The 19,285-nt window shown below is 72.3% G+C and carries 20 protein-coding genes; 8 read left to right on the top strand and 12 right to left on the bottom strand.

Annotated features, from left to right (window positions below; translation table 11 throughout):
• The first annotated feature begins 111 nt into the window (after positions 1 to 111).
• The gene (locus ABZZ17_RS02810) at positions 112 to 417 is read left to right on the top strand and encodes a hypothetical protein (protein ID WP_356871237.1); all 306 of its coding nucleotides are present in this window, start codon (positions 112 to 114) and stop codon (positions 415 to 417) included.
• Positions 418 to 483: 66 nt separating this feature from the next.
• Here ABZZ17_RS02810 and ABZZ17_RS02815 read toward each other — a convergent pair whose 3' ends face one another.
• The 7 genes from ABZZ17_RS02815 to ABZZ17_RS02845 all read right to left on the bottom strand — a co-directional run bounded on the left by ABZZ17_RS02815 (position 484) and on the right by ABZZ17_RS02845 (position 6,543).
• On the bottom strand, positions 484 to 1,104 hold the full coding sequence (locus tag ABZZ17_RS02815) for a pentapeptide repeat-containing protein (RefSeq protein ID WP_356871239.1): 621 nt from the start codon (positions 1,102 to 1,104) through the stop codon (positions 484 to 486).
• Positions 1,105 to 1,123: 19 nt separating this feature from the next.
• On the bottom strand, positions 1,124 to 3,370 hold the full coding sequence (locus tag ABZZ17_RS02820; protein ID WP_356871241.1) for a hypothetical protein: 2,247 nt from the start codon (positions 3,368 to 3,370) through the stop codon (positions 1,124 to 1,126).
• Complete coding sequence (locus ABZZ17_RS02825; RefSeq protein WP_356871243.1) at positions 3,367 to 3,747, bottom strand: DUF6507 family protein; 381 nt, start codon at positions 3,745 to 3,747, stop codon at positions 3,367 to 3,369. The genes ABZZ17_RS02820 and ABZZ17_RS02825 overlap by 4 nt, the downstream gene beginning before the upstream one ends.
• 52 nt (positions 3,748 to 3,799) lie before the next feature.
• On the bottom strand, positions 3,800 to 4,111 hold the full coding sequence (locus tag ABZZ17_RS02830; RefSeq protein ID WP_356871245.1) for a pore-forming ESAT-6 family protein: 312 nt from the start codon (positions 4,109 to 4,111) through the stop codon (positions 3,800 to 3,802).
• A gap of 20 nt (positions 4,112 to 4,131) precedes the next feature.
• The gene (locus tag ABZZ17_RS02835) at positions 4,132 to 4,464 is read right to left on the bottom strand and encodes a hypothetical protein (protein WP_356871247.1); all 333 of its coding nucleotides are present in this window, start codon (positions 4,462 to 4,464) and stop codon (positions 4,132 to 4,134) included.
• A gap of 193 nt (positions 4,465 to 4,657) precedes the next feature.
• Positions 4,658 to 6,055 (bottom strand): PH domain-containing protein, encoded by a 1,398-nt coding sequence (locus tag ABZZ17_RS02840; RefSeq protein WP_356871249.1) that lies wholly within the window; start codon positions 6,053 to 6,055, stop codon positions 4,658 to 4,660.
• Complete coding sequence (locus ABZZ17_RS02845; RefSeq protein WP_356871251.1) at positions 6,052 to 6,543, bottom strand: PH domain-containing protein; 492 nt, start codon at positions 6,541 to 6,543, stop codon at positions 6,052 to 6,054. Before ABZZ17_RS02845 ends, ABZZ17_RS02840 begins: the two co-directional genes overlap by 4 nt.
• A 31-nt stretch (positions 6,544 to 6,574) precedes the next feature.
• Here ABZZ17_RS02845 and ABZZ17_RS02850 point away from each other — a divergent pair, with 31 nt between their 5' ends.
• From ABZZ17_RS02850 to ABZZ17_RS02865, 4 genes are all read left to right on the top strand, one after another.
• Positions 6,575 to 7,717 (top strand): NADH-quinone oxidoreductase subunit D, encoded by a 1,143-nt coding sequence (locus tag ABZZ17_RS02850; RefSeq protein ID WP_356871253.1) that lies wholly within the window; start codon positions 6,575 to 6,577, stop codon positions 7,715 to 7,717.
• Positions 7,718 to 7,789: 72 nt separating this feature from the next.
• Positions 7,790 to 8,641: an arylamine N-acetyltransferase gene (locus ABZZ17_RS02855; protein ID WP_356871255.1), complete on the top strand. Its 852-nt coding sequence runs from the start codon at positions 7,790 to 7,792 to the stop codon at positions 8,639 to 8,641.
• Between the two features lie 114 nt (positions 8,642 to 8,755).
• The gene (locus tag ABZZ17_RS02860) at positions 8,756 to 8,971 is read left to right on the top strand and encodes a hypothetical protein (RefSeq protein ID WP_356871257.1); all 216 of its coding nucleotides are present in this window, start codon (positions 8,756 to 8,758) and stop codon (positions 8,969 to 8,971) included.
• A gap of 96 nt (positions 8,972 to 9,067) precedes the next feature.
• Positions 9,068 to 10,348, top strand: coding sequence for an alpha/beta hydrolase (locus tag ABZZ17_RS02865; RefSeq protein WP_356871259.1), 1,281 nt, complete (start codon positions 9,068 to 9,070; stop codon positions 10,346 to 10,348).
• Between the two features lie 10 nt (positions 10,349 to 10,358).
• Here the strand turns inward: ABZZ17_RS02865 and ABZZ17_RS02870 are convergent, their stop codons facing one another.
• The 4 genes from ABZZ17_RS02870 to ABZZ17_RS02885 all read right to left on the bottom strand — a co-directional run bounded on the left by ABZZ17_RS02870 (position 10,359) and on the right by ABZZ17_RS02885 (position 13,952).
• Complete coding sequence (locus ABZZ17_RS02870; protein ID WP_356871261.1) at positions 10,359 to 11,381, bottom strand: hypothetical protein; 1,023 nt, start codon at positions 11,379 to 11,381, stop codon at positions 10,359 to 10,361.
• Positions 11,382 to 11,479: 98 nt separating this feature from the next.
• Positions 11,480 to 12,469, bottom strand: a complete 990-nt coding sequence (locus ABZZ17_RS02875; protein ID WP_356871263.1) for an ABC transporter substrate-binding protein — start codon at positions 12,467 to 12,469, stop codon at positions 11,480 to 11,482.
• Between the two features lie 75 nt (positions 12,470 to 12,544).
• Positions 12,545 to 13,216, bottom strand: a complete 672-nt coding sequence (locus tag ABZZ17_RS02880; RefSeq protein ID WP_356871265.1) for an ABC transporter permease — start codon at positions 13,214 to 13,216, stop codon at positions 12,545 to 12,547.
• A gap of 4 nt (positions 13,217 to 13,220) precedes the next feature.
• A complete protein-coding gene (locus ABZZ17_RS02885; protein ID WP_356871267.1) occupies positions 13,221 to 13,952 on the bottom strand; it encodes an ABC transporter permease in 732 nt (243 codons plus the stop codon).
• Between the two features lie 168 nt (positions 13,953 to 14,120).
• Here ABZZ17_RS02885 and ABZZ17_RS02890 point away from each other — a divergent pair, with 168 nt between their 5' ends.
• The gene (locus ABZZ17_RS02890) at positions 14,121 to 15,086 is read left to right on the top strand and encodes an ATP-binding cassette domain-containing protein (protein WP_356871269.1); all 966 of its coding nucleotides are present in this window, start codon (positions 14,121 to 14,123) and stop codon (positions 15,084 to 15,086) included.
• A 68-nt stretch (positions 15,087 to 15,154) separates the two neighbouring features.
• Here ABZZ17_RS02890 and ABZZ17_RS02895 read toward each other — a convergent pair whose 3' ends face one another.
• The gene (locus ABZZ17_RS02895; protein ID WP_356871271.1) at positions 15,155 to 16,264 is read right to left on the bottom strand and encodes an alpha/beta hydrolase-fold protein; all 1,110 of its coding nucleotides are present in this window, start codon (positions 16,262 to 16,264) and stop codon (positions 15,155 to 15,157) included.
• Positions 16,265 to 16,416: 152 nt separating this feature from the next.
• Between ABZZ17_RS02895 and ABZZ17_RS02900 the strand changes: the two genes are divergently transcribed.
• Together ABZZ17_RS02900 and folP are read left to right on the top strand one after the other, a co-directional pair.
• On the top strand, positions 16,417 to 18,270 hold the full coding sequence (locus tag ABZZ17_RS02900) for a phosphatidylglycerol lysyltransferase domain-containing protein (RefSeq protein WP_356871273.1): 1,854 nt from the start codon (positions 16,417 to 16,419) through the stop codon (positions 18,268 to 18,270).
• Between the two features lie 142 nt (positions 18,271 to 18,412).
• The gene (gene folP / locus ABZZ17_RS02905) at positions 18,413 to 19,285 is read left to right on the top strand and encodes a dihydropteroate synthase (protein WP_356871275.1); all 873 of its coding nucleotides are present in this window, start codon (positions 18,413 to 18,415) and stop codon (positions 19,283 to 19,285) included.

Consider the following 19,285-nt stretch of genomic DNA (forward strand, 5'->3'; position numbering starts at 1 on the left):
CGGCCGCGAAGATCCCCGAACGGCGGTCCGGGGTTCCGCCGGCACTAGGCTCCCGTGACCCCACCCGCCCGGACCCTCCGACGGGTTCGGCCCCGACCCGATGGACGGCACGTGATCGACCCCGACGACCCCGACCGGCACTTCAAGAACTTCGTGTACACCCACCTCGAACTGGAGCGGGGTTACGACACCGACTGGGACATGCGCGGCACCCTGCACTCCTACGCTCCCTCGCACGCGGAGGCCGTCCGGCGCGGCTTCGACGACTTCCTGCGCGAAGGCCGCGGCGTGGACGCGTACGAGCGCCTGACCAACATCGAGTTCCCGGACGCGGAAACCCTGCACGCCTACCTCCGCGCCCTGTACGCCTACCTCTTCACCGGCACCGGCGACCGGGCCCCGATGCCGCCCGGATGACGGGCCGCTCCAGCGGCCGGGATGCGGTAGCCGTGAGCGTCCCGGTTCCGGCGCGGGCCCCTCGCGTCAATCCTGCTGTCCGAGCCACCAGCCGGGCTCCACGACCCGTACGTCCGCACCGCGGTCGCGGAGCCACTTCTCCAGGTCCACCCCGGCCAGCTCGGTCCGCTGCCCGTCCTCCGACAGGAGCTGCGCGGGCCCGTAGACCGAACCGGTCATGCCCGAGACCACGGTGGTGTGGTCCAGCACCACCTCGAAGAGGTTCTCCTCGAAGACCGCGTCGGTGAGGTCCGCCCCGCGGAGGTCGACCTTCTGGAGGGAGGCCCCCATGAACCGCGTGCCCCGGCAGCGGGCGTGCGAGGCGTCCACCCCGTACACCGACGCCCTGACGAGGTTCGCCCCGTCGAGGACGGTTCCGCGCAGCACGGCGTCGTCGAGGTTCGCCCGCAGGAACGAGGCGCCCGTCGCGTCGGCCCCCGTGAGATCGGCCCGCTCCAGGTCGGCCCGGTAGAACTCGGCACCGGCCAGGCGCGCGTCGACGAGCCGGGTGTCGGTGAACCACGAATCGGAGAAGTCCGCCCCCGACACGTCGGCCCCGCCGAGGTCCAGACCGATGACGTCGAGCCCGCCGGTGTCTTCGTCGAGCCATTCGCGCAGCCGCTCGGCGGCCTCCGCGTCGGCCGGCATGACGGGTGGGCGCCACCCTCTACGGGTACCAGATGACATCATTCTCCCAGCCGTTCCTTTCGATGATGCCCCGAATGTCATCAATTGCGGCCTGGTCCGCATTACGCATGTCGAGGATCACGATGCGCTTCCGTGTTTCGATCTGTCCTCGCACCTTGTCTTCCCACTTGGCGGAGTCCCGGACGGAATCGTAGGCACCTGGCCAGGGACCGTTCTTGTTGCGGATGTTGTTGAACGGCGGGTAGTCCGAGTGGACGCCCTTGATGTCGTAGTAGCGACCGGTGGTCTCCGAGTAGAACTCACCCAGGTCGGCCTTGTGGGGACGGGCGATGTCGTCCGGGAGCCGGCCGCTCTCCCGCAGGTCCAGGCCCACCCTCGCCTCGTCCATAGAACTCTCGTTGATGCCGCCGTTCTTGTCCGGGTCGCGCTGGAGCTGGTCGAAGTCGTCCGCGTTGCGTCCCGCGACCTCGTCGAGGTGGCCCCAGTGCGCGGCCTTCTCTTCGGCGGTGAAGGCCTGCGCCGGCTCGTTCGGCCGTTCCGGCGTCGCGCCGGTCGGCGGCTCGTCCGCCTTCGGTGCTTCGGGCTCCCCGGGAGAGCCTCCGCCGTCGCCCTGGCGCGGAACGCCCGGGCCGTCGCCGTGGCCGCCGCCGTGGCCACCGCCGCCGGTGGCCGGGCCGTCGCCGTTACCGCCCGTGGACGGGGTGTCCGTGTGGGTGCCGCCGCCCGTGGGGGTGGTGTCGGTGCGGGTGCCGGCGCCCGTGGGGTTCGTGGGGTCGGTGTGGCTGTTGCGGGCCGTGTTGTCCGCCACTCCGCCCGGGGTGTGGGTGGCCGCGCCGCCGGGGGCATGGGCGGCGTTGTCGGCCGTGCCGGCCACCGAGTGGGCCGGGGCGCCGACCGGGACCGGCTCGCGGGCCGGGGTCTCGGCCAGGGGGTGGTCCGGGCCCTTCGGGACCGAGGTGAGGTCCTGCTTGGGGGCGCCCGTGTGGTCCAGCAGCTGGTTGGTGGTCTTGTCGTAGTACTGCGGCCGGCCCAGGGAGTCGTCGGGAAGGCGGACCGTGTCGTCCGGGTGCGGGAAGGTGATGCCGGGGGCGTCGGCCTTCGGGAGGTCCTTCCACACCACGTCGTCGATCTTCGGGAAGGCCCCGTCGACCTTGCCGAGGTTCGTGAACAGGTCGCCGATCTTCAGCTTCGCCAGGGACCCGGCCTTGCCGATGTACGTGATCGGGTCGATCAGCCTGCCGGCCTTGCCCGCCGCGCCGATGACCTTCGCCACCGCGCCCGTCTTGGCCACCGCGCCCGCGCCGCCCGTGAACACGGTCGTCACGACGTTGAAGGTGACCGCTCCGGCCGCCCGGGCCGGGTTCTTGCCCCACTCGTCCCACGCGACCAGCGCCTTGCCGGTCTCCTTCATGGCGGTACGCGAATCCCGCAGCCAGCCCGGCAGGTCCTTCTCGTCGGCCGTCCAGAACGCGACGTTCGCCCCGGGGATGGCCGTGATCACCAGGCCGGTCGCCAGCTTCGCGAGGCCCGTCCAGGCCTGGCCCATCGCGTCGAGACCGCCGAAGCCGACGAGCGTGCCGAGGCCCTTGAGCGTGCCCCAGATGCCGTCGACGATGATGCCGTCCCACACGAAGGACTTGACCCAGTACCCGACCTCCCACGCCCGGTGGGTCTCCTCCAGCTGCGAACCCCACGGCAGGTCCTGGACCTTGTTCAGGTCCTCCGCCTTGTAGCCGTACATGTTCGCGCCGTGCGAGCCGTCGTCCGCCACGAGCGGCGGCGCGCAGTACAGGGCCCGGATCTTGTTGGCGCAGGTCCGCTCGGCGGCCCAGAACGCCTCGGCCGCCGCGTTGACGTCGTGGATCAGATCGTTGTTCTCGTCGATCTTGTCCCCGTCGTCCTTCCAGTGCTCGTCCCCGCTGATCTTGCTCGTGAAGGCCGTCGCCTTCATCTGGAGCTCCTTCAGCCGCGCCACGATCGGCCGCGCCTCGGTGACGTACTCGCCCAGCGCCTTCGCCGCCGACTCCAGCTGGTCCGCGAAGAAGTCACTGTCCGTCTTGACCGGCTTCGTCGTCGCGAACAGCTTCGCCGCCTCCGGCGCCGAGTAGAACGCCGACAGCCCCTGGAACTCGGAATCCACGTTCGACCCCGCGTCACGGAACGTGCCCGCCGCCGTCGTCAGCTTCGCCTTGTCCAGCTCCAGCGACTCCAAGTTGCCGGTGAACTGCGGGATCGTGCAGGGGTTGATCGGAACGTGGTCCGTCACTTCTTGCCAGCCCCCGGCAGGTCGATCTTCGGCTCCTTCAGCGCCTCGGCCTGGGCGTTGGCGGCCTGGTCCAGATTGCCCTGCACGTAAGCCGTCGTCGCCGCGATCGCCCCGTTGACCGAGGCCGTCGTACGGGCTCCGATGAACGCGAGACGCTGGTCGTGGGCGTCCATGAGTCCGCCCAGAGCGGCCGCGATCGGGCCCATGCCGCCGCCCTCACCGGCGGTGGAACCGCCCTCGGTGATGGTCCCCGCGTGCTTCGCCGCGTCCGGCAGGGCCGTCTGCAGCGACTTGCCCGCCTTCTCGAAGCCACCGGCAGCGGTGACCGTCTTGTTCACGACCCCTTGTACGCCGGACGGTTTGATGTCCCAGTCCATGACCTGCCCCCGTTTCCCCGAATGGCCCGCGCCCGTGTCCGCGCCGAGGCGGTCAGCCGATCCCGTCCACGGCCGCCTTGGCCTTCTGGAGCGTCGCCTGCGCCGTCGCGTCGTTCTGGTCCAGCGTCGTGCGCACCAGGCGGATGATGTTGCGCACCTCGTTCGCCGCCTTGTTCCAGCGGGCTTCCTTGCCGTGGTACTCGTCCGAGACGCCGTCGGCCGTGAACTCGGCCATCGCCGCCTTGACCGCCGTCTCACGGTCGCCGAGCACCCGCTCCAGCTGGCCGATGATCCCGCCGAGACCGCCCTGCACCTCGACGGACGCACCGGTGTCGTACGAAGTACGGTCCTGGTTCTGTGCCATGTCCTTCGGTCCCCCGGGTCTCAGCGCGCGCCGAAGCGAGCGGCGTCGAAGTTCGCGGTGCCCATGTTCTGGTGGGCGTTGTCCTGCTGCTCGGTGGCACCCGAGGTGAACGAGGTGTCCATTCCGGCCTGACCGCCGAGGATCGCCCGCAGCGAGGCGTTCAGTTCCGTCGTGATCGCGTCCGAACGCCGCTTGAACGAGTCGAAGGCGACCTTGCCGGGTCCGTGGAACTTGCCCTCCAGCGGGTCGGCGGCGGCGATCAGCAGCTTGATCAGCGTGCCCAGGTCGTCGCTGGATCCCGTCGTGGCCTTGCCCAGATCGGACAGCGTCGTGCTGCCCATGTCGAACTTCATCCACCCACCCCTGACGTGTCGTTCCGTCACCTGCGTGTGTCCCTGTCTACCCAAGGGACGTTGCGAACACAAACACGGTTTCATCCGGCCGGTGCCTCTGGCCGAAAATCAACCCCGGCCGAATCCCGCCCCTCCCGCGCGCCCTCGACACCCCTCGTGTGCGAGCCACAGCGGTACGTGTACCCGCGGCCCGTCAGGTCATCCAGCGGTCGGGCCGCGCCGCCGCGCGCGAGGTTCGGGACCGGGCCGCCTGCGCGTCGAGCAGGACGGAGGCCTCCGCGGCGGGGCGCAGCCGGGCGGTGACGGTGCCGTTCGCGCCGGTGTCCACGTGCAGGTCGGCCACCCCGCGGGCCCGTTCCCAGGGCCCCTGGGAGCGGCGCACGCTCTGGACCTTCGCATGCGGAACGATCTCCGTACGACGGCACAGGCGTCCGCGCCGGGCCGCGAAGAGCTCCGCCGAGACGGCCAGCCCGTACCCCTTCCACCACACCGGCACCACCCAGCGCGAGCCCGCGCGCGGGGAGGGGCTGAAGACCAGGGCCCCCAGGTCAGCGCCCGGCAGCACCCGGGCGATCACAGCGTGGGCGGCCGCGCGGGTGGCCACGGGGACCAGCAGCCCGTTCTTGGAGCCGGCCACCTCCAGCTCCACCCGGACCCAGCCGCGCCGCCGCCACAGCAGCGGTTCCACGACGCGTACGGTCTGCACGCGACCCGGCGGGACGGTCTCGTGGGCGCGGTCCAAGAGCCCGTGGTCGAGGCGCAGCCCGTCGGGGGACTCGGCGACCGTCCAGTCGTACTCGGTGAGGAAGCGGCCGACGCTGCCCGCCCAGACCGCGCCCACCATCGGGATCAGGGTGGCCACGGCCGCCCAGAGGTTCTCGCTGAACCACCACACGGCCGCCGGGCCGACGAGCCCGCCGACGAGCGCGGCCCACACGTCGAGGCTCAGCAGCATGGAGACGACCAGGTCCGCGACCGGGACCCGGAGCAGCCCCCGTTCGGGGGCCTCACCGAGCGAGACGGCCTCGTCGGGGGCGAATCCGGCGGCCCGGGCGAGCAGTTCGGCCCGCAGGGCGACGGCGTCGGCCTCGCCGAGGAAGGCCAGCTCGTCCTTGTCCTCGGTGCCGATGACGTCGAGCCGGAGTTTCGCGACGCCGGCGACGCGGGCCAGCAGCGGGCGCGTGACGTCGATGGCCTGGATGCGGTCGAGGCGGATGTGGGCGGTGCGGCGGAAGAAGAGGCCGGTGCGGATGCGCAGCTCGGTGTCGGTGACGGAGTAGTGGGTGAACCACCAGCTGAGGAACCCGTACAGGCCGAAGACGAGGACGAGCGCGGCCAGCCCCAGGACGCGCAGGCCCTGGGAGAGGCCGGTCACCCACTCCTGGGCCCGCTGGCCCTGCTGGGCGACGACGCCGACCGTCGCGGCGATCGGCACCCACGCGCGGCGCAGCGGGGTGAGGAGGTGCAGCCGCCGCTCGACGGCCGTGCCCGGTCCCCCGCCCCCGGACGCCTTCGCCGGGCCTGCCGGGTCCGCCCGGTCCGCCCGGTCCGCCGGGTCCGCCTCGTCCGCCGGGCCCGCCGACGCGCTCACAGCCCCGCCGACCTTGCCTCGCCGAGCTCCGTCAGCCGGTCGCGCAGCCGCTCCGCCTCGGCCGGGTCCAGCCCGGGGATCTTGGCGTCACTCGCCGCGGCGGCCGTGTGCAGCTGTACGGAGGCCAGTCCGAAGCGCCGCTCCAGCGGCCCCGAGGTCACCTCGACCAGTTGCATCCGCCCGTAGGGGACCACGGTCTGCTCCCGCCACAGCACGCCCCGGCTGATCAGCAGGTCGTCGGCCCGCTCGGCGTACCGCCAGGACCGCCAGTTCCGCCCGAGCATCACCCACCCCCAGGCCAGTACCGCGAGCCAGACCGCCGCGAGGAGGGCCCAGGCGGGCCCGGCGAACAGGCCCAGCAGCAGCCCCGTCGCCACGGCCGGGAGCAGCGTCCAGATCACCAGCAGCAGCCGCCTCAGGGTCAGGAGCCCGCCCGGCAGTCCCACCCATTCGGGCGGCGCCGTCTCACCCTGCGTCCCGGTTTCCATGCCCCCAGCGTAGGGCTGAGACAATGCCGCCATGACGGAGACGACGGTCGGCATCGGCGGAGCGGCGGAGAGCACCGACATGGTGCTCAACATCGGACCGCAGCACCCTTCCACCCACGGTGTGCTGCGCCTGCGGCTCGTCCTGGACGGCGAGCGGATCGTCAGCGCCGAGCCCGTCGTCGGCTACATGCACCGGGGTGCCGAGAAGCTCTTCGAGGCCCGCGACTACCGCCAGATCGTGATGCTCGCGAACCGCCACGACTGGCTGTCCGCGTTCTCCAACGAGCTCGGCGTGGTCATGGCGGTCGAGCGGATGCTCGGCATGGAGGTCCCCGAGCGCGCCGTGTGGATGCGTACGCTCCTCGCCGAGCTGAACCGGGTACTGAACCACCTGATGTTCCTCGGGTCGTACCCGCTCGAACTGGGCGGGATCACCCCGATCTTCCACGCGTTCCGGGAGCGCGAGGAGCTCCAGGCCGTGATGGAGGAGATCTCCGGCGGCCGCATGCACTACATGTTCAACCGCGTCGGCGGCCTGAAGGAGGACCTGCCGGCCGGCTGGCTCGGCCGGGCCCGCGCCGCCATCGCCGACGTCCGGACCCGGATGGACGTCTACGACAAGCTCGTCCACGGCAACGAGATCTTCCGCGGCCGCACGCGCGGCGTCGGCGTCCTGTCCGCCGAGGCGGTGCACGCGTACGGGGTGTCCGGACCCATCGCCCGCGCCTCCGGGGTCGACTTCGACCTGCGCCGCGACGAGCCCTACCTGGCGTACGGCGAACTCCAGGACGTCCTGAAGGTGGTCACCCGCTCCGAGGGCGACTGCCTGGCCCGCTTCGAGGTGCTGCTCGACCAGACGCACAACGCCCTCGACCTGGCGGCGGCCTGCCTGGACCGGATGGCCGAGCTGCCGCCGGGGCCGATCAACCAGCGGCTGCCGAAGGTCCTGAAGGCGCCGGAGGGCAGCACGTACGCCTGGACGGAGAACCCGCTCGGCATCAACGGCTACTACCTGGTCTCGAAGGGCGAGAAGACCCCGTACCGGCTGAAGCTGCGCAGCGCCTCCTACAACAACATCCAGGCCCTGGCCGTCCTGCTGCCCGGGCAGCTCGTCGCGGACATGGTGTCGATCCTCGGCTCGCTGTTCTTCGTCGTGGGCGACATCGACAAGTAGCGCGGACCGGCACGCGGCGCCGACCGGCGAATACCTCGTGACCCCGCGGGATCCGCGTCCTATCGTGCGGGAATGACCTCTGGCATACGCGCCGGCTACTTGCGGCGACTCGGCATCTCCGACCCCGGCAGCCCCTCCGCGGAGGGGCTGTTCGCGCTCCAGCGCGCGCACCTGGAACGCGTCCCGTACGAGAACCTCGACATCCAGGCCGGCCGGCCGCCCGGCATCGACCCCGAGCTGTCGGCCCGCCGCATCGAGGCCGGGCGCGGCGGCTACTGCTTCCACCTCAACGGCGCCTTCGCACTGCTCCTGGAGACCCTCGGGTACGAGGTGACCCGCCACCGCGGGGGCGTCCTGCACCGGGCCGAGGCCCACCGGCGCGACGTCAGCGGCGACCACCTCGCGCTGACCGTACGGGTCGACGGGCAGGAGTACTTCGTCGAGACCGGGCTCGGCGACGGACCGTACGAGCCGCTTCCGCTGCGGGCCGGGGAGCACCGGCAGGGCGGTTTCACGTACCGCCTGGAGGAGTCGGCGCCGGGTGCGGAACCGGGCTGGACCTACCTCAACGACGGGGGTCCGGCACCGGTGATGAACTTCCACACGGCCCCGGCGGTGACCGCCGACTTCGAGGCCGAGCACACCCGCCTGTCGACGTCGCCGGACTCCGGCTTCGTCCGCACCTGCGCCCTGCTGCGGCGCGACGCGCACGGCGTCGACGCGCTGCGCGGACGGGTCCTGACCCGGACCGAGCCGGGCAAGCCGGACTCCGAGCGGGAACTGACCACCTCCGGCGAGTTCTTCGACGTCGTCGCCTCCGTCTTCGGGCGGGAGCTGGACGACTTCACCCCGGCGGACCGGGAGGCGCTGTGGGCCCGCGTGAGCCTGGCGCACGAGGCGTGGCTGGCCGGGCGCCAGGGCTGAACCCCCGCGGCGGCGGGCGGGGCCGGGTCCGGCGGGCGGGAGGGCGCGGCCGGCGGGAGGGCGCGGCCGGCGGCCGGCGGTTCCGTTGTCGGCCCGGCAGGGCAGACTGGGGGTATGTCCCACTCCCCCCGGCGGGCCTGCCCCGCCTGCGGCCGCGACTGCGCCGTGACGGCCGGCCGGATCGCCCGCCACGATCCTCCCGCCGGCCGGGACCGGGCCGGTCTGGTGTCCTGCCCCGGATCCCGCGCCCGCGTGGTGCTCGGCGCCTCGGCCCCGACCCTGGACGGGTTCGCCCTGGGCCCGCTGCCGGGCCAGCTGCCGCTGTTCTGAGGGAAGTTGGGGGCACCGGATACGGGGGTTGTCCCCCGGCCGCCCCGGGGGAGGACGGGATGTCCAGGAGTCCGCGCCGCCCCTAGCGTTCGGGGCATGACGACGACGCACCCGACCCCCCGGACCGGCAAGCAGTGGCTGCGGCGCGGCGCCGCGGCCGTGGCCCTCGCTGCCGTACTCGGCGGCATCGCCGCCCCGGCCGCCCTCGCCGCGCCCGCCACCACGGGCGCCACGACCGCGGGCGCGGCCGCCTCCGCCCGGGGCGCTCTGATCTCCGTGGCCCCGCTCGCCACCCTCGGACGCGACCAGGTCGCCGCCGAGCTCACCGCCTTCGGCATGGACGCCGGCACCGTCCGCCACGGCATCAGCGCCTACCGGCTCACCTACGCCACCGTCGACCCCCGGGGCCGCCCCACCACGGCCACCGGTCTGCTCGTCCTGCCGCGCGGCGGCCCGCACCGCCTCGACCTGGTCTCCGACACCCACGGCACGGTCCCGACCCGCGACGACGCCCCGTCCGGCGGCGCCGGGTACAACCGGATCACCCCGTACCTGCACGCCTCCGCGGGCCGCGCCGTCGCCGCCCCGGACTACCTGGGCCTGGGCGGCGGGCCCGGCAGCCACCCGTACATGGACACCCGCTCCTCCGTCACCGCCTCCGTGGACATGCTGAAGGCCTCGCGCGCCGCCGCCGAGCAGCTCGGCCGTCCCCTCACCCGCGACGTGTACGCCACCGGCTTCTCCCAGGGCGGCCAGGTGGCGATGGCGTTGGGCCGCGAACTCTCCCGCGGCCGCGACGGCTTCCGGCTGCGGGCACTCGCCCCGATGGCCGGACCGCACGACCTGACGGGCACCGAGTTCCCGGGCATCACCGACGGCCGCGTCGCCCCGGCCAGCGCCGTCTTCTACCTCTCCTACTTCCTCACCGCGCAGAACCGGCTCCACCCGCTGTACGGGGACCCCGCCGAGGTGTTCCGCGCACCGTACGCGCAGACCGTGGAGGGGCTGTTCGACGGGAACCACCGGCCGGAGGAGATCGTCGGGGCGCTGCCCGCGACCCCGCAGGAGCTGCTCACCCCGGAATGGGCCGAGAAGGTCCGGAGCCCGCGCGGGACCCTGCGCGCGGTCATCGAAGCCAACGACGGCTTCTGCGACTGGAAGCCCGCCGTGCCCGTACGCCTCTACGCGGGCTCCGGCGACACCGACGTGCCGATCGCCAACGCCCGGTCCTGCGCGGCGGACCTGGCCCGCCACGGCGTCCGGGCGAAGGTCGTCGACCAGGGGGCGGACGCCGACCACACCGCCACGGCGGTCCGCTCGGCCCCGCAGGCCGTCCGCTGGTTCGACTCGGTCCGCCGGAGCCCGTCGGGCGGATAGCCCCTGCGGCCTAGGAGATCGCCGTGCGCAGCCGGCCCACGTTGATGGGCTCGGTCTCGTCGTGGGCGGTCAGGTCGATGACCTGGCCCACCGCCCGCTGCTCGGGGGTGACCGGCTTGAACTCCGGGCCGGTGTCGGGGCGTACGGACTCCGCCTTGTGCACGGCGAGGGCCTCGGCTCCGACCACGTCGGCCAGGTCCTCGTTCTGCACGGACTCGATCACGGCGCGGGCCTGCGCGGCGGTCTTGGTGCCGAAGAAGTCGAAGCCGCCCTCGACGCGCGAGGCGGAGCGGCGCGCGGCCGAGTACGGGGCGACGGTCGCGGCCGGCCGGCGCGCCGGAAGCGGGACCGACGGGGTGGCGGCCGCACGGGCGTGGGCGTCGGCGACCGGGGCGGCGGGGGGTGCGGCGGCGGGTGCGGCGGCGGGCTGCTCCGCGGCGGCCGCGGCGGCCTCCGCCCGGCGGGCCAGGGCCGTCATCGCCGCGTGGGCGCGGGCGTAGCCGACCGGGGTGGGCGCGCCGCTGCCGGTGCGTTCCTCGGACACCGCGGGCAGTTCCCTGGGCCCGGCGGCCGGGGCGGCGGCTTCGAGCGCCAGCAGCCGGCGCTTCTCCAGGGCGGTGGCGCGCTCGGTCTCGGCGGTCGCGTACCGGCGCAGCAGCGCGGCGTGCTCGCCGCGCAGGCCCGCCAGTTCGACGCGCTTGGCGCGCAGTTTCGTGTCGAGCTTGGCGCGCAGGACGCGCGCCTCCTCCAGGTCGGATTCGAGCTCGGCTATCCGCTCTTCCGTCTTCCACTCGTCCTTGACCCGTTCCCGGGCCAGTTCCGCGACCCGGCGGCCGGCCGACCGGTCCCAGGAGCGCATGAGGACGGCGCCGCCCACGCCCGCGGCCGCGGTGAGGGCCACGAGCAGGCGTAGCGCGAGCGGTTCCGCGAGGAGCCAGGCCGCGCCGGCGCTGGCGACGGAAACCCCGGCGACGGCCGTCGGCGTGAGAAGTCGGTGCAGGGGCTCGGGATTGCGGTGGCGTCCACGGGGCATGGCCTGAAATTTACAGGGCGTGGGCGGCGCGTGGGATACCCGCCCGGCAAACTCTTGCCGGGCGGTTGCCCCACAATTTCCCATCAACCAGGTTCTTGTTACTTCTTGAGAAGGCCCTTCGACTCCAGATAGGCCTTCGCGACGTCCGCCGGCTTGGCGCGCTCCGCGTCGACCTTCCGGTTCAGCTCGACGAGGTCGGCCGTGGTGAGCACCTTCGTGATCTTGCCGAGGGCCTCCGCGACCTCCGGGGCCCCGGCGTCCTTGGCGTTGACCACCGGCAGCACGTTGTCGGCGTTCTGGAGCTTCTTGTCGTCCTCCAGCAGGACCAGGCCGTAGCCGTCGAGGGTGGCGTCGGTGGTCGTGGTCAGCACCAGCTGGTCGACGCCGTCCTTGACGGCCTGCTTGGCCTGCGGGGTGCCGACGCCCTTGGGGTCGACGCCCGAAACGGCGATTCCGTACGTCTTCTCCAACCCCGGTGCGCAGAACGGCCGGACGGCGCATTCGTCACCGGCGGCGATCTTCACCTTGAGGCCGGACTTGCCGAGATCGGAAAGGGTCTTGAGGTTGTTCTTCTGGGCGAATTCCTTGGTCACCGCGAAGGCGTTCTGGTCGACGGCCTCACCGGCCGGCAGGGCCTTGAGGCCCAGCGGCGCCGCGAGCTTCTCCAGGGCCGCCACCGTGGCGGCCGCGTCGCTGGAGGCGACCGGCTTGTCCTTCGGCGCGTCCGGTCCGTTGACCTTGGCGTTCAGGAACTCCGCGAGGGTGGCCGCGTACTCGGGGACGACGTCGATCTCGCCCTTCTCCAGCGACGGCTCGTACAGCTCGCGGTTGTTGACCGTGGTGATGGAGGTGCCGTAGCCCGCGTCCTTCAGGACCTGCGCGTACAGCTCCGCCAGCACGTTGGACTCGGTGAACCCGGCCGCGCCGATGACCAGCTTCCCCTTGGCCCCGCCGGCGGAGGAGGACGCATCGGCGGAGGACCCGCCGTCCTTGGTCTTCTCCAGGCTGTCGCCGCCGCACGCGGCGAGCGACACGGTCAGGGCCACCGCGCCCAGGGTCGCGCCGAGGATGCGCGTGGACTTGCTCATCAAAGCTCCTTCAGGGAAAACGGTCGGACGGAAACGGGGTACGGCCGCCGTCGCGCGGCGGACCGGCTCGGCCGCTCAGCGCGACGGCGCCGGACGGCGCAGCAGCAGGCGGTCCGCGGCCACCAGCGCGCCCTCCACCAGCAGGGCCAGCAGGGCGACCAGCACCGCCCCGGCGACGACCTGCGCCGTGTTGTACGTGTTGAAGCCGGCGGTGATGATCCTGCCCAGGCCGCCCTGCCCGACCATCGCGGCGATCGTGGCGGTGGCGATGACCTGGACGGCGCCCGAGCGCAGGCCCGTCATCACCAGGTCGCGGGCGAGCGGCAGTTCCACCCGCAGGAACAGCTGGCGGCCGGACATGCCCATGCCCCGGGCGGCCTCGACCACCGACCGGTCCACCTCGCGCATGCCCACGTAGGCGTTGGTCAGCAGCGGGGGGATCGCGAAGAGGACGAGCGCGACGACGGTCGGGAGGTAACCGGCACTGCGCAGCGGCGACACCATGAACAGGGCCAGCACCGCGAAGACCGGGACGGCCCGGCCGGCGTTGGAGACGTTCACCGCGAGGGCGCCGCCCTTGCCGAGGTGGCCGAGCCACAGGCCGATCGGCAGGGCCACCGCGCAGGCGATGGCCAGGGCGATCCCGCTGACGTAGACGTGCTCGCCGAGCCGGTGCCAGACGCCGTTCTCCCCGGACCAGTTGGCGCCGTTCGCCAGCCAGTCCCAGGCCCCTTCCAGCACGCCCACGGCCTCAGGCCCCCTTCAGGGATCCGGCCGCCCGGGCGGACCGGCCGCCACGGGCGGTGCGCTCGCGGCGGTCCGTACGGGTCCACGGCGTCAGCAGCCGCTGCACGCCGAGCAGCAGCAGGTCGGCGACCAGCGCCAGCAGGACGCACAGCACCGAGGCGGTGAGCACCTGCGCCTTGAAGGAACTGTTCACGGCGGGGGCGATCAGGTTGCCGAGGCCGCCCTTGCCGACGATCGAGCCGACGGTGGTCAGGGCCACGGTCGACACGGTGGCGATCCGCACCCCGGCGAGCAGGGCGGGCAGCGCCAGCGGCAGTTCGACCTGCCACAGCAGCCGCCGGGGGCCGTAGCCCATCCCGCGCGCGGCCTCCCGCACCTCCTCGGGGACGGCTTCCAGGCCGGCCAGCACGTTGCGGACGAGGATGGTCAGCGAGTACAGCACCAGGCCGGTCACCACGAGCGCCGCCGAGAGCCCGAAGAGCGGCAGCAGCAGCGAGAACATGGCGAGGGAGGGGACCGTGTAGAGCAGGGTGGTCAGGCCGAGCACGGGAGCCGCCCAGTGGCGGCCGCGGCGGGCGAGCAGCGCCAGCGGCACGGACACGGCCACGCCGATCAGCACCGAGGCGGCGGTGATCCAGACGTGTTCGACGGTGGCGTCGGTGAGCTCCTGGGAGCGGGAGGTGACGTACTCCCAGCACAGCCAGTCGTTCGCCACGAGGCAGTTCTGCCCCGCCATGCCCCCACCCCCCGTCATCGAACGCGCGTCCCGCCGACAACCTGCCGACAACTCAGAAGCGACCATAACCCCCGGCACCGACAATGGCCGGAAACCTTCGCACGGCGGCAACACTCTCCTAACAAAGGCTTCGCCCAAACCCGGCGACGGGTGCGCGAGGATGAGGGTGTGATCCGATTCGAGCATGTGACCAAGCGCTACCCCGACGGGACGACGGCCGTGGAGGACCTGTCCTTCGAGGTGGCGGAGGGCGAGCTGGTCACGCTCGTGGGCCCGTCCGGCTGCGGCAAGACGACCACGATGAAGATGGTCAACCGGCTCATCGAGCCGACGTCCGGCCGGATCCTGCTCGGCGGCGAGGACATCGCCGCCGCCGATCCGGTCGAACTGCGCCGCCGCATCGGCTACGTCATCCAGCAGGTCGGCCTGTTCCCCCACAAGACGGTGCTGGAGAACACCGCGACGGTGCCGCAGCTGATCGGCACCCCGAAGGCCAAGGCCCGCGCGCGGGCCGCCGAACTCCTCGAACTCGTCGGACTGGACCCGTCCGTCTACGGGGGCCGGTACCCGCAGCAGCTGTCGGGCGGGCAGCGCCAGCGCGTCGGCGTCGCCCGCGCGCTCGCGGCCGATCCGCCGGTGCTGCTGATGGACGAACCCTTCGGCGCGGTGGACCCGGTAGTCCGCGAGCGGCTCCAGAACGAGTTCCTGACGCTCCAGCGGACCGTCCGCAAGACGATCCTGCTCGTCACCCACGACCTCGACGAGGCCGTCCGGCTCGGCGACCGCATCGCCGTGTACGGAACGGGCACCATCGAGCAGTTCGCCCGCCCGGCCGCCGTCCTCGCCGCGCCCGCGACCGAGTACGTGGCCTCCTTCGTCGGCTCCGACCGGGGCCTCAAGCGCCTCGCCGTCACCCCGGTCGGGAAGGCCGACCTGATCCCGGCGCAAGCGGAGGCCCCGGCCACCAGCGTGGCCCTCGGCTCCTCGCTGCGCGAGGCCCTGTCCGCCCTGCTCCAGGAGGACTCGGGCCGGATCGGCGTCACGGATCCGGACTCCGGCGCGCTGGTCGGCGTACTCACCCCGGAAGCCGTCCACCAGGCACTGCGCCGGACCCGCCCGCACGAAGCGGAGTAGCGGCCCGGGTACGGCAGAGGGGCCCGGCCGTACTGGCCGGGCCCCTCCGCCGTGTCCGCGCACCGGCCTCAGGCCTGGATGCGCCCGCTCATCCACGTGAGCATCGGCGGGATCTCGCGCCGCCACGTGTTGAAGTTGTGGCCACCGCTGTCGAGGATGATCGAGGAGACCCGGTCCGGGCCCTTGACCAACTTGATGAACTTCTTCGTGTCCGCCAGGTTCGGCTCGCCGATCTCGCTGCTGGTGACGAGGAACGAGGTGCCGGCCGGCTTCCTGTTCTCCATCGTGTGCAGCACGTCCGCGCGCTTCTTCAGCTTCTCGTCGCCGTGGAACAGGTCACCGGTGGTCGGGTCGTTCGGGGCGTCGTAGTAAGCGGACAGACCCGCGGCGGCACCGAAGGTCTGCGGGTGGTGCGCGGCGATCTTCAGGGCGCAGTAGCCGCCCGTGGAGTTCCCGATGAAGCCCATGTTCTGCGGCTTCTTGCCGACCCGGAAGGTGTCCTGGATGGCCTGCGGCAGGTCCTGGGCGAAGAAGGTCTCGGTCTGCGGTCCGCCGGGTATGTCCACGCACTCGGTGTCGCGCGGCGGCGCGATGGTCGGCCGCAGCATGACCAGGATCATCGGCTTCATCTTGCCCGCCTTCGACAGGCTGAAGGCCTTCATCGGGTAGTCGAGCCCTTTGATCAGGTTCTCGGCGGTGCCCGGGTAGCCGGTCAGGACGATCGACGCGGGAAAGTTCTGGTCCTTGTGCTGTGGCTGGAAGTACTCGGGCGGGAGCCACACGTAGCCGGGACTCGTTATCTTCGACTTCTGCCCGGATATGGCAACCTTCAGGATCTGCCCACCGACGTGGGGGGTCGCCCCGCCGGGCACGTCAAGCTTCTGCTTGTCGACGACCTTGATGTCCTTGCTGCTCATCGAGTGGTCGACGACCTTGCCGATGGACGTCTCCTGGCCGAACAGGTCGGCCCAGGAACCGTAGAACTGGAACGACTTGTTGGCTGCCAGACCGATCGCCGAGAACAGCGCCAGCTGGGTCGCGAGGAGGAGACCGATCCGGCCGGCGACCGAGCGCCAGGTGCGGCCCGAGAGCTTCGGCCAGAACCACACCGTGGCTGCGAACAGCAGCACACCGGCGACGATGGCCAGCGCCAGAACCGTATTACTGGTGAGACCCATGAGCAGTCAGTCGACTTTCTGATGGCAGGACTGGATTTTTCCGACGGAAGAGTGAACCCGCTCCTCGTCGATGTCGTCCTAATGGACGCACCACACACCGGAGGCTGTCGCGGTCTTCGGCCACATGATCTCTCGCGGAGCAACGGGAAGCGATGTCTAGCAGGATAGATGGCGATAAGTCGGGACAGGTTCCGAGCAGGGTCCGCCGAATCCTCCGTGGTCCACGGCCGGAGTCGGTGCCCGGCCTGGTAGGTACGGCCGTCATGATCGTCGGCCTTCTGGACATCGCGGCGGGTGTCTTCCCGCGGTTCCGGCACAGCCGGATCCACGCGGTCACCGAGGTGCTGCCCGGTTCGCTGGGCCCCTTCGCCGCGGCCATGTCCATCAGCGCGGGCGTGCTGCTCCTGCTGCTCGCCCACGGCCTCAAGCGGCACAAGCGGCGGGCCTGGCGGGCCGCCGTCGTCCTGCTGCCCGCGGGCGCGGTGGCGCAGTTCATGTACCGCCACTCCTTCATCGGCGTGGTCATCGCCGCGGTGCTCCTCGCACTGCTGCTGCGCCACCAGGGTGAATTCAAGGCCCTGCCGGACCCGCGCAGCCGCTGGAAGGCGCTCGCGAACTTCGTACTCATGAGCGCCGGCTCCATCGGGCTCGGCCTGGTCATCGTCAACGTGCACCCGGGCAAGGTCGTCGGCCGGCCGAGCCTGTACGAGCAGATCACGCACGTCGTCTACGGCCTCTTCGGCTTCGAGGGCCCCGTCGACTACGCCGGCCGGGTCTCCTGGACCGTCGGCTACTCCCTCGGCGCGCTCGGCATGCTGACCGCCCTCACCACCATCTACCTGGCCTTCCGCCCCGAGCACCCCGCCGCCCAGCTCACCCCGGACGACGAGACGAAGCTCCGCGAGCTGCTCGCCCGGCACGGCGGCCGCGACTCCCTCGGCCACTTCGCCCTCCGCCGCGACAAGGCCGTCGTCTTCTCCCCGAGCGGCAAGGCCGCCGTCACCTACCGGGTCGTCTCCGGCGTCATGCTCGCCTCCGGCGACCCCATCGGCGACGTCGAGGCCTGGCCCGGCGCCATCGAACGGTTCATGGAGGAGGCCAAGGCCCACTCGTGGACCCCCGCCGTCATGGGCTGCAGCGAGACCGGCGGCGAGGTCTGGACCCGCGAGACCGGACTCGACGCCCTGGAGCTCGGTGACGAGGCGATCGTCGACGTCAAAGACTTCTCCCTCGCCGGCCGCGCCATGCGCAACGTCCGCCAGATGGTGAAGCGCATCGAGCGCAACGGCTACACCACCAAGGTCCGCCGGGTCAGCGAGCTGACCGAGGCCGAGCTGGAGCAGGTGCGCGGCGCCGCCGAGGCCTGGCGCGGCACCGACACCGAGCGCGGGTTCTCCATGGCCCTGGGCCGGGTCGGCGACCCGGGCGACGGCGACTGCTTCATCGCCACCGCCCACCGGGTGGAAGAGGGCGACACCAGCCCCTTCGGCGACCTGAAGGCCGTCCTGCACTTCGTGCCCTGGGGCAAGGACGGCATGTCGCTGGAGCTGATGCGCCGCGACCGCGCCGCCGACCCCGGCATGAACGAGCTGCTCATCGTGGCCTCCCTGGAGGCCGCCCCCGCCCTGAAGATCGAGAAGGTCTCCCTGAACTTCGCGATGTTCCGCTCGGCCCTGGCCCGCGGCGAGAAGATCGGCGCCGGCCCGGTGCTGCGCATGTGGCGCGGACTGCTGGTCTTCCTGTCCCGCTGGTTCCAGATCGAGTCGCTCTACAAGTTCAACGCGAAGTTCCGCCCCCGCTGGGAGCCCCGCTTCGTCGTCTTCCGCCAGACCCGCGACCTGCCCCGCATCGGCTTCGCCGCGATGCAGGCCGAGGGCTTCGTGACGCTGGCCCTGCCCCGGCTGTTCGCCAGCCGCCGCCGCCCCAAGCCGGTCCGCACCTGCGCCCACGAGCACCTCTCCGCGAAGGTTCCGGCCCAGGCGGAGCGCGAGGTCCAGGCCGCCTGAGGCTGCCCGCCGGGCGCGGTACGCACTCCCGGGCCCGGCGGCACACCCCGCCGGGCCCGTTCCCTTTCCCCGCACGGCCGCGGCGGCCCACCCGGATCCCCGCGAAACGCCCGGCCAGGACGCGGGCTCTACCCTGGGACCCATGAACAACAACCGCGGAGCCGCCGCCAGGGGCCGGGTGACAGGTCTGCCCGACTGGGACCGCTGCGGGGTCATGGGCGTCGTCAACGTCACGCCCGACTCCTTCTCCGACGGCGGCCGCTGGTTCGACACCACCGCGGCCGTCAAGCGCGGCCTCGACCTCGTCGCCCAGGGCGCCGACCTCGTGGACGTCGGCGGCGAATCCACCCGCCCCGGCGCCTCCCGCGTCGACGCGGAGGAGGAGCTGCGCCGGGTCGTGCCCGTGGTGCGCGGCCTCGCCTCCGAAGGGGTCGCCGTCTCCGTCGACACCATGCGCGCGGCCGTCGCCGCCCGCGCCGTCGAGGCCGGCGCCGTCCTCGTCAACGACGTCAGCGGCGGCCTCGCCGACCCCGGCATGATCCCGGCCGTCGCCGCCGCCGAGGTGCCCTTCGTGGTCATGCACTGGCGCGGCTTCAGCGAGGGCATGAACAGCCTCGCCGTCTACGAGGACGTCCTCGGCGAGGTCACCGCCGAACTCCGGACCCGCATCGACGCCGTCGTCTCCGGCGGCATCGCCCCCGAGCGGATCGTCGTCGACCCCGGCCTCGGCTTCGCGAAGAACGCCGAGCACGACCTGGCCCTCGTCGCCCGCCTCCCCGAGCTCCGCGCGCTCGGCTTCCCCCTGCTGGTCGCCGCCTCGCGGAAGCGTTTCCTCGGACGGGTCCTGGCCGGCGCCGCCGACGCCTCCCCGCCCCCGGCCCGCGAGCGGGACGCCGCCACGGCCGCCGTCTCCGCCATAGCCGCCCACCAGGGCGCCTGGGCCGTCCGGGTGCACGAGGTACGGGCGACCGCGGACGCGGTTCGGGTGGCCCGTGCCGTGGAAGGGGCACTGTGA

Source organism: Streptomyces sp. NPDC006512, assembly GCF_040611935.1.
Lineage (GTDB): Bacteria > Actinomycetota > Actinomycetes > Streptomycetales > Streptomycetaceae > Streptomyces.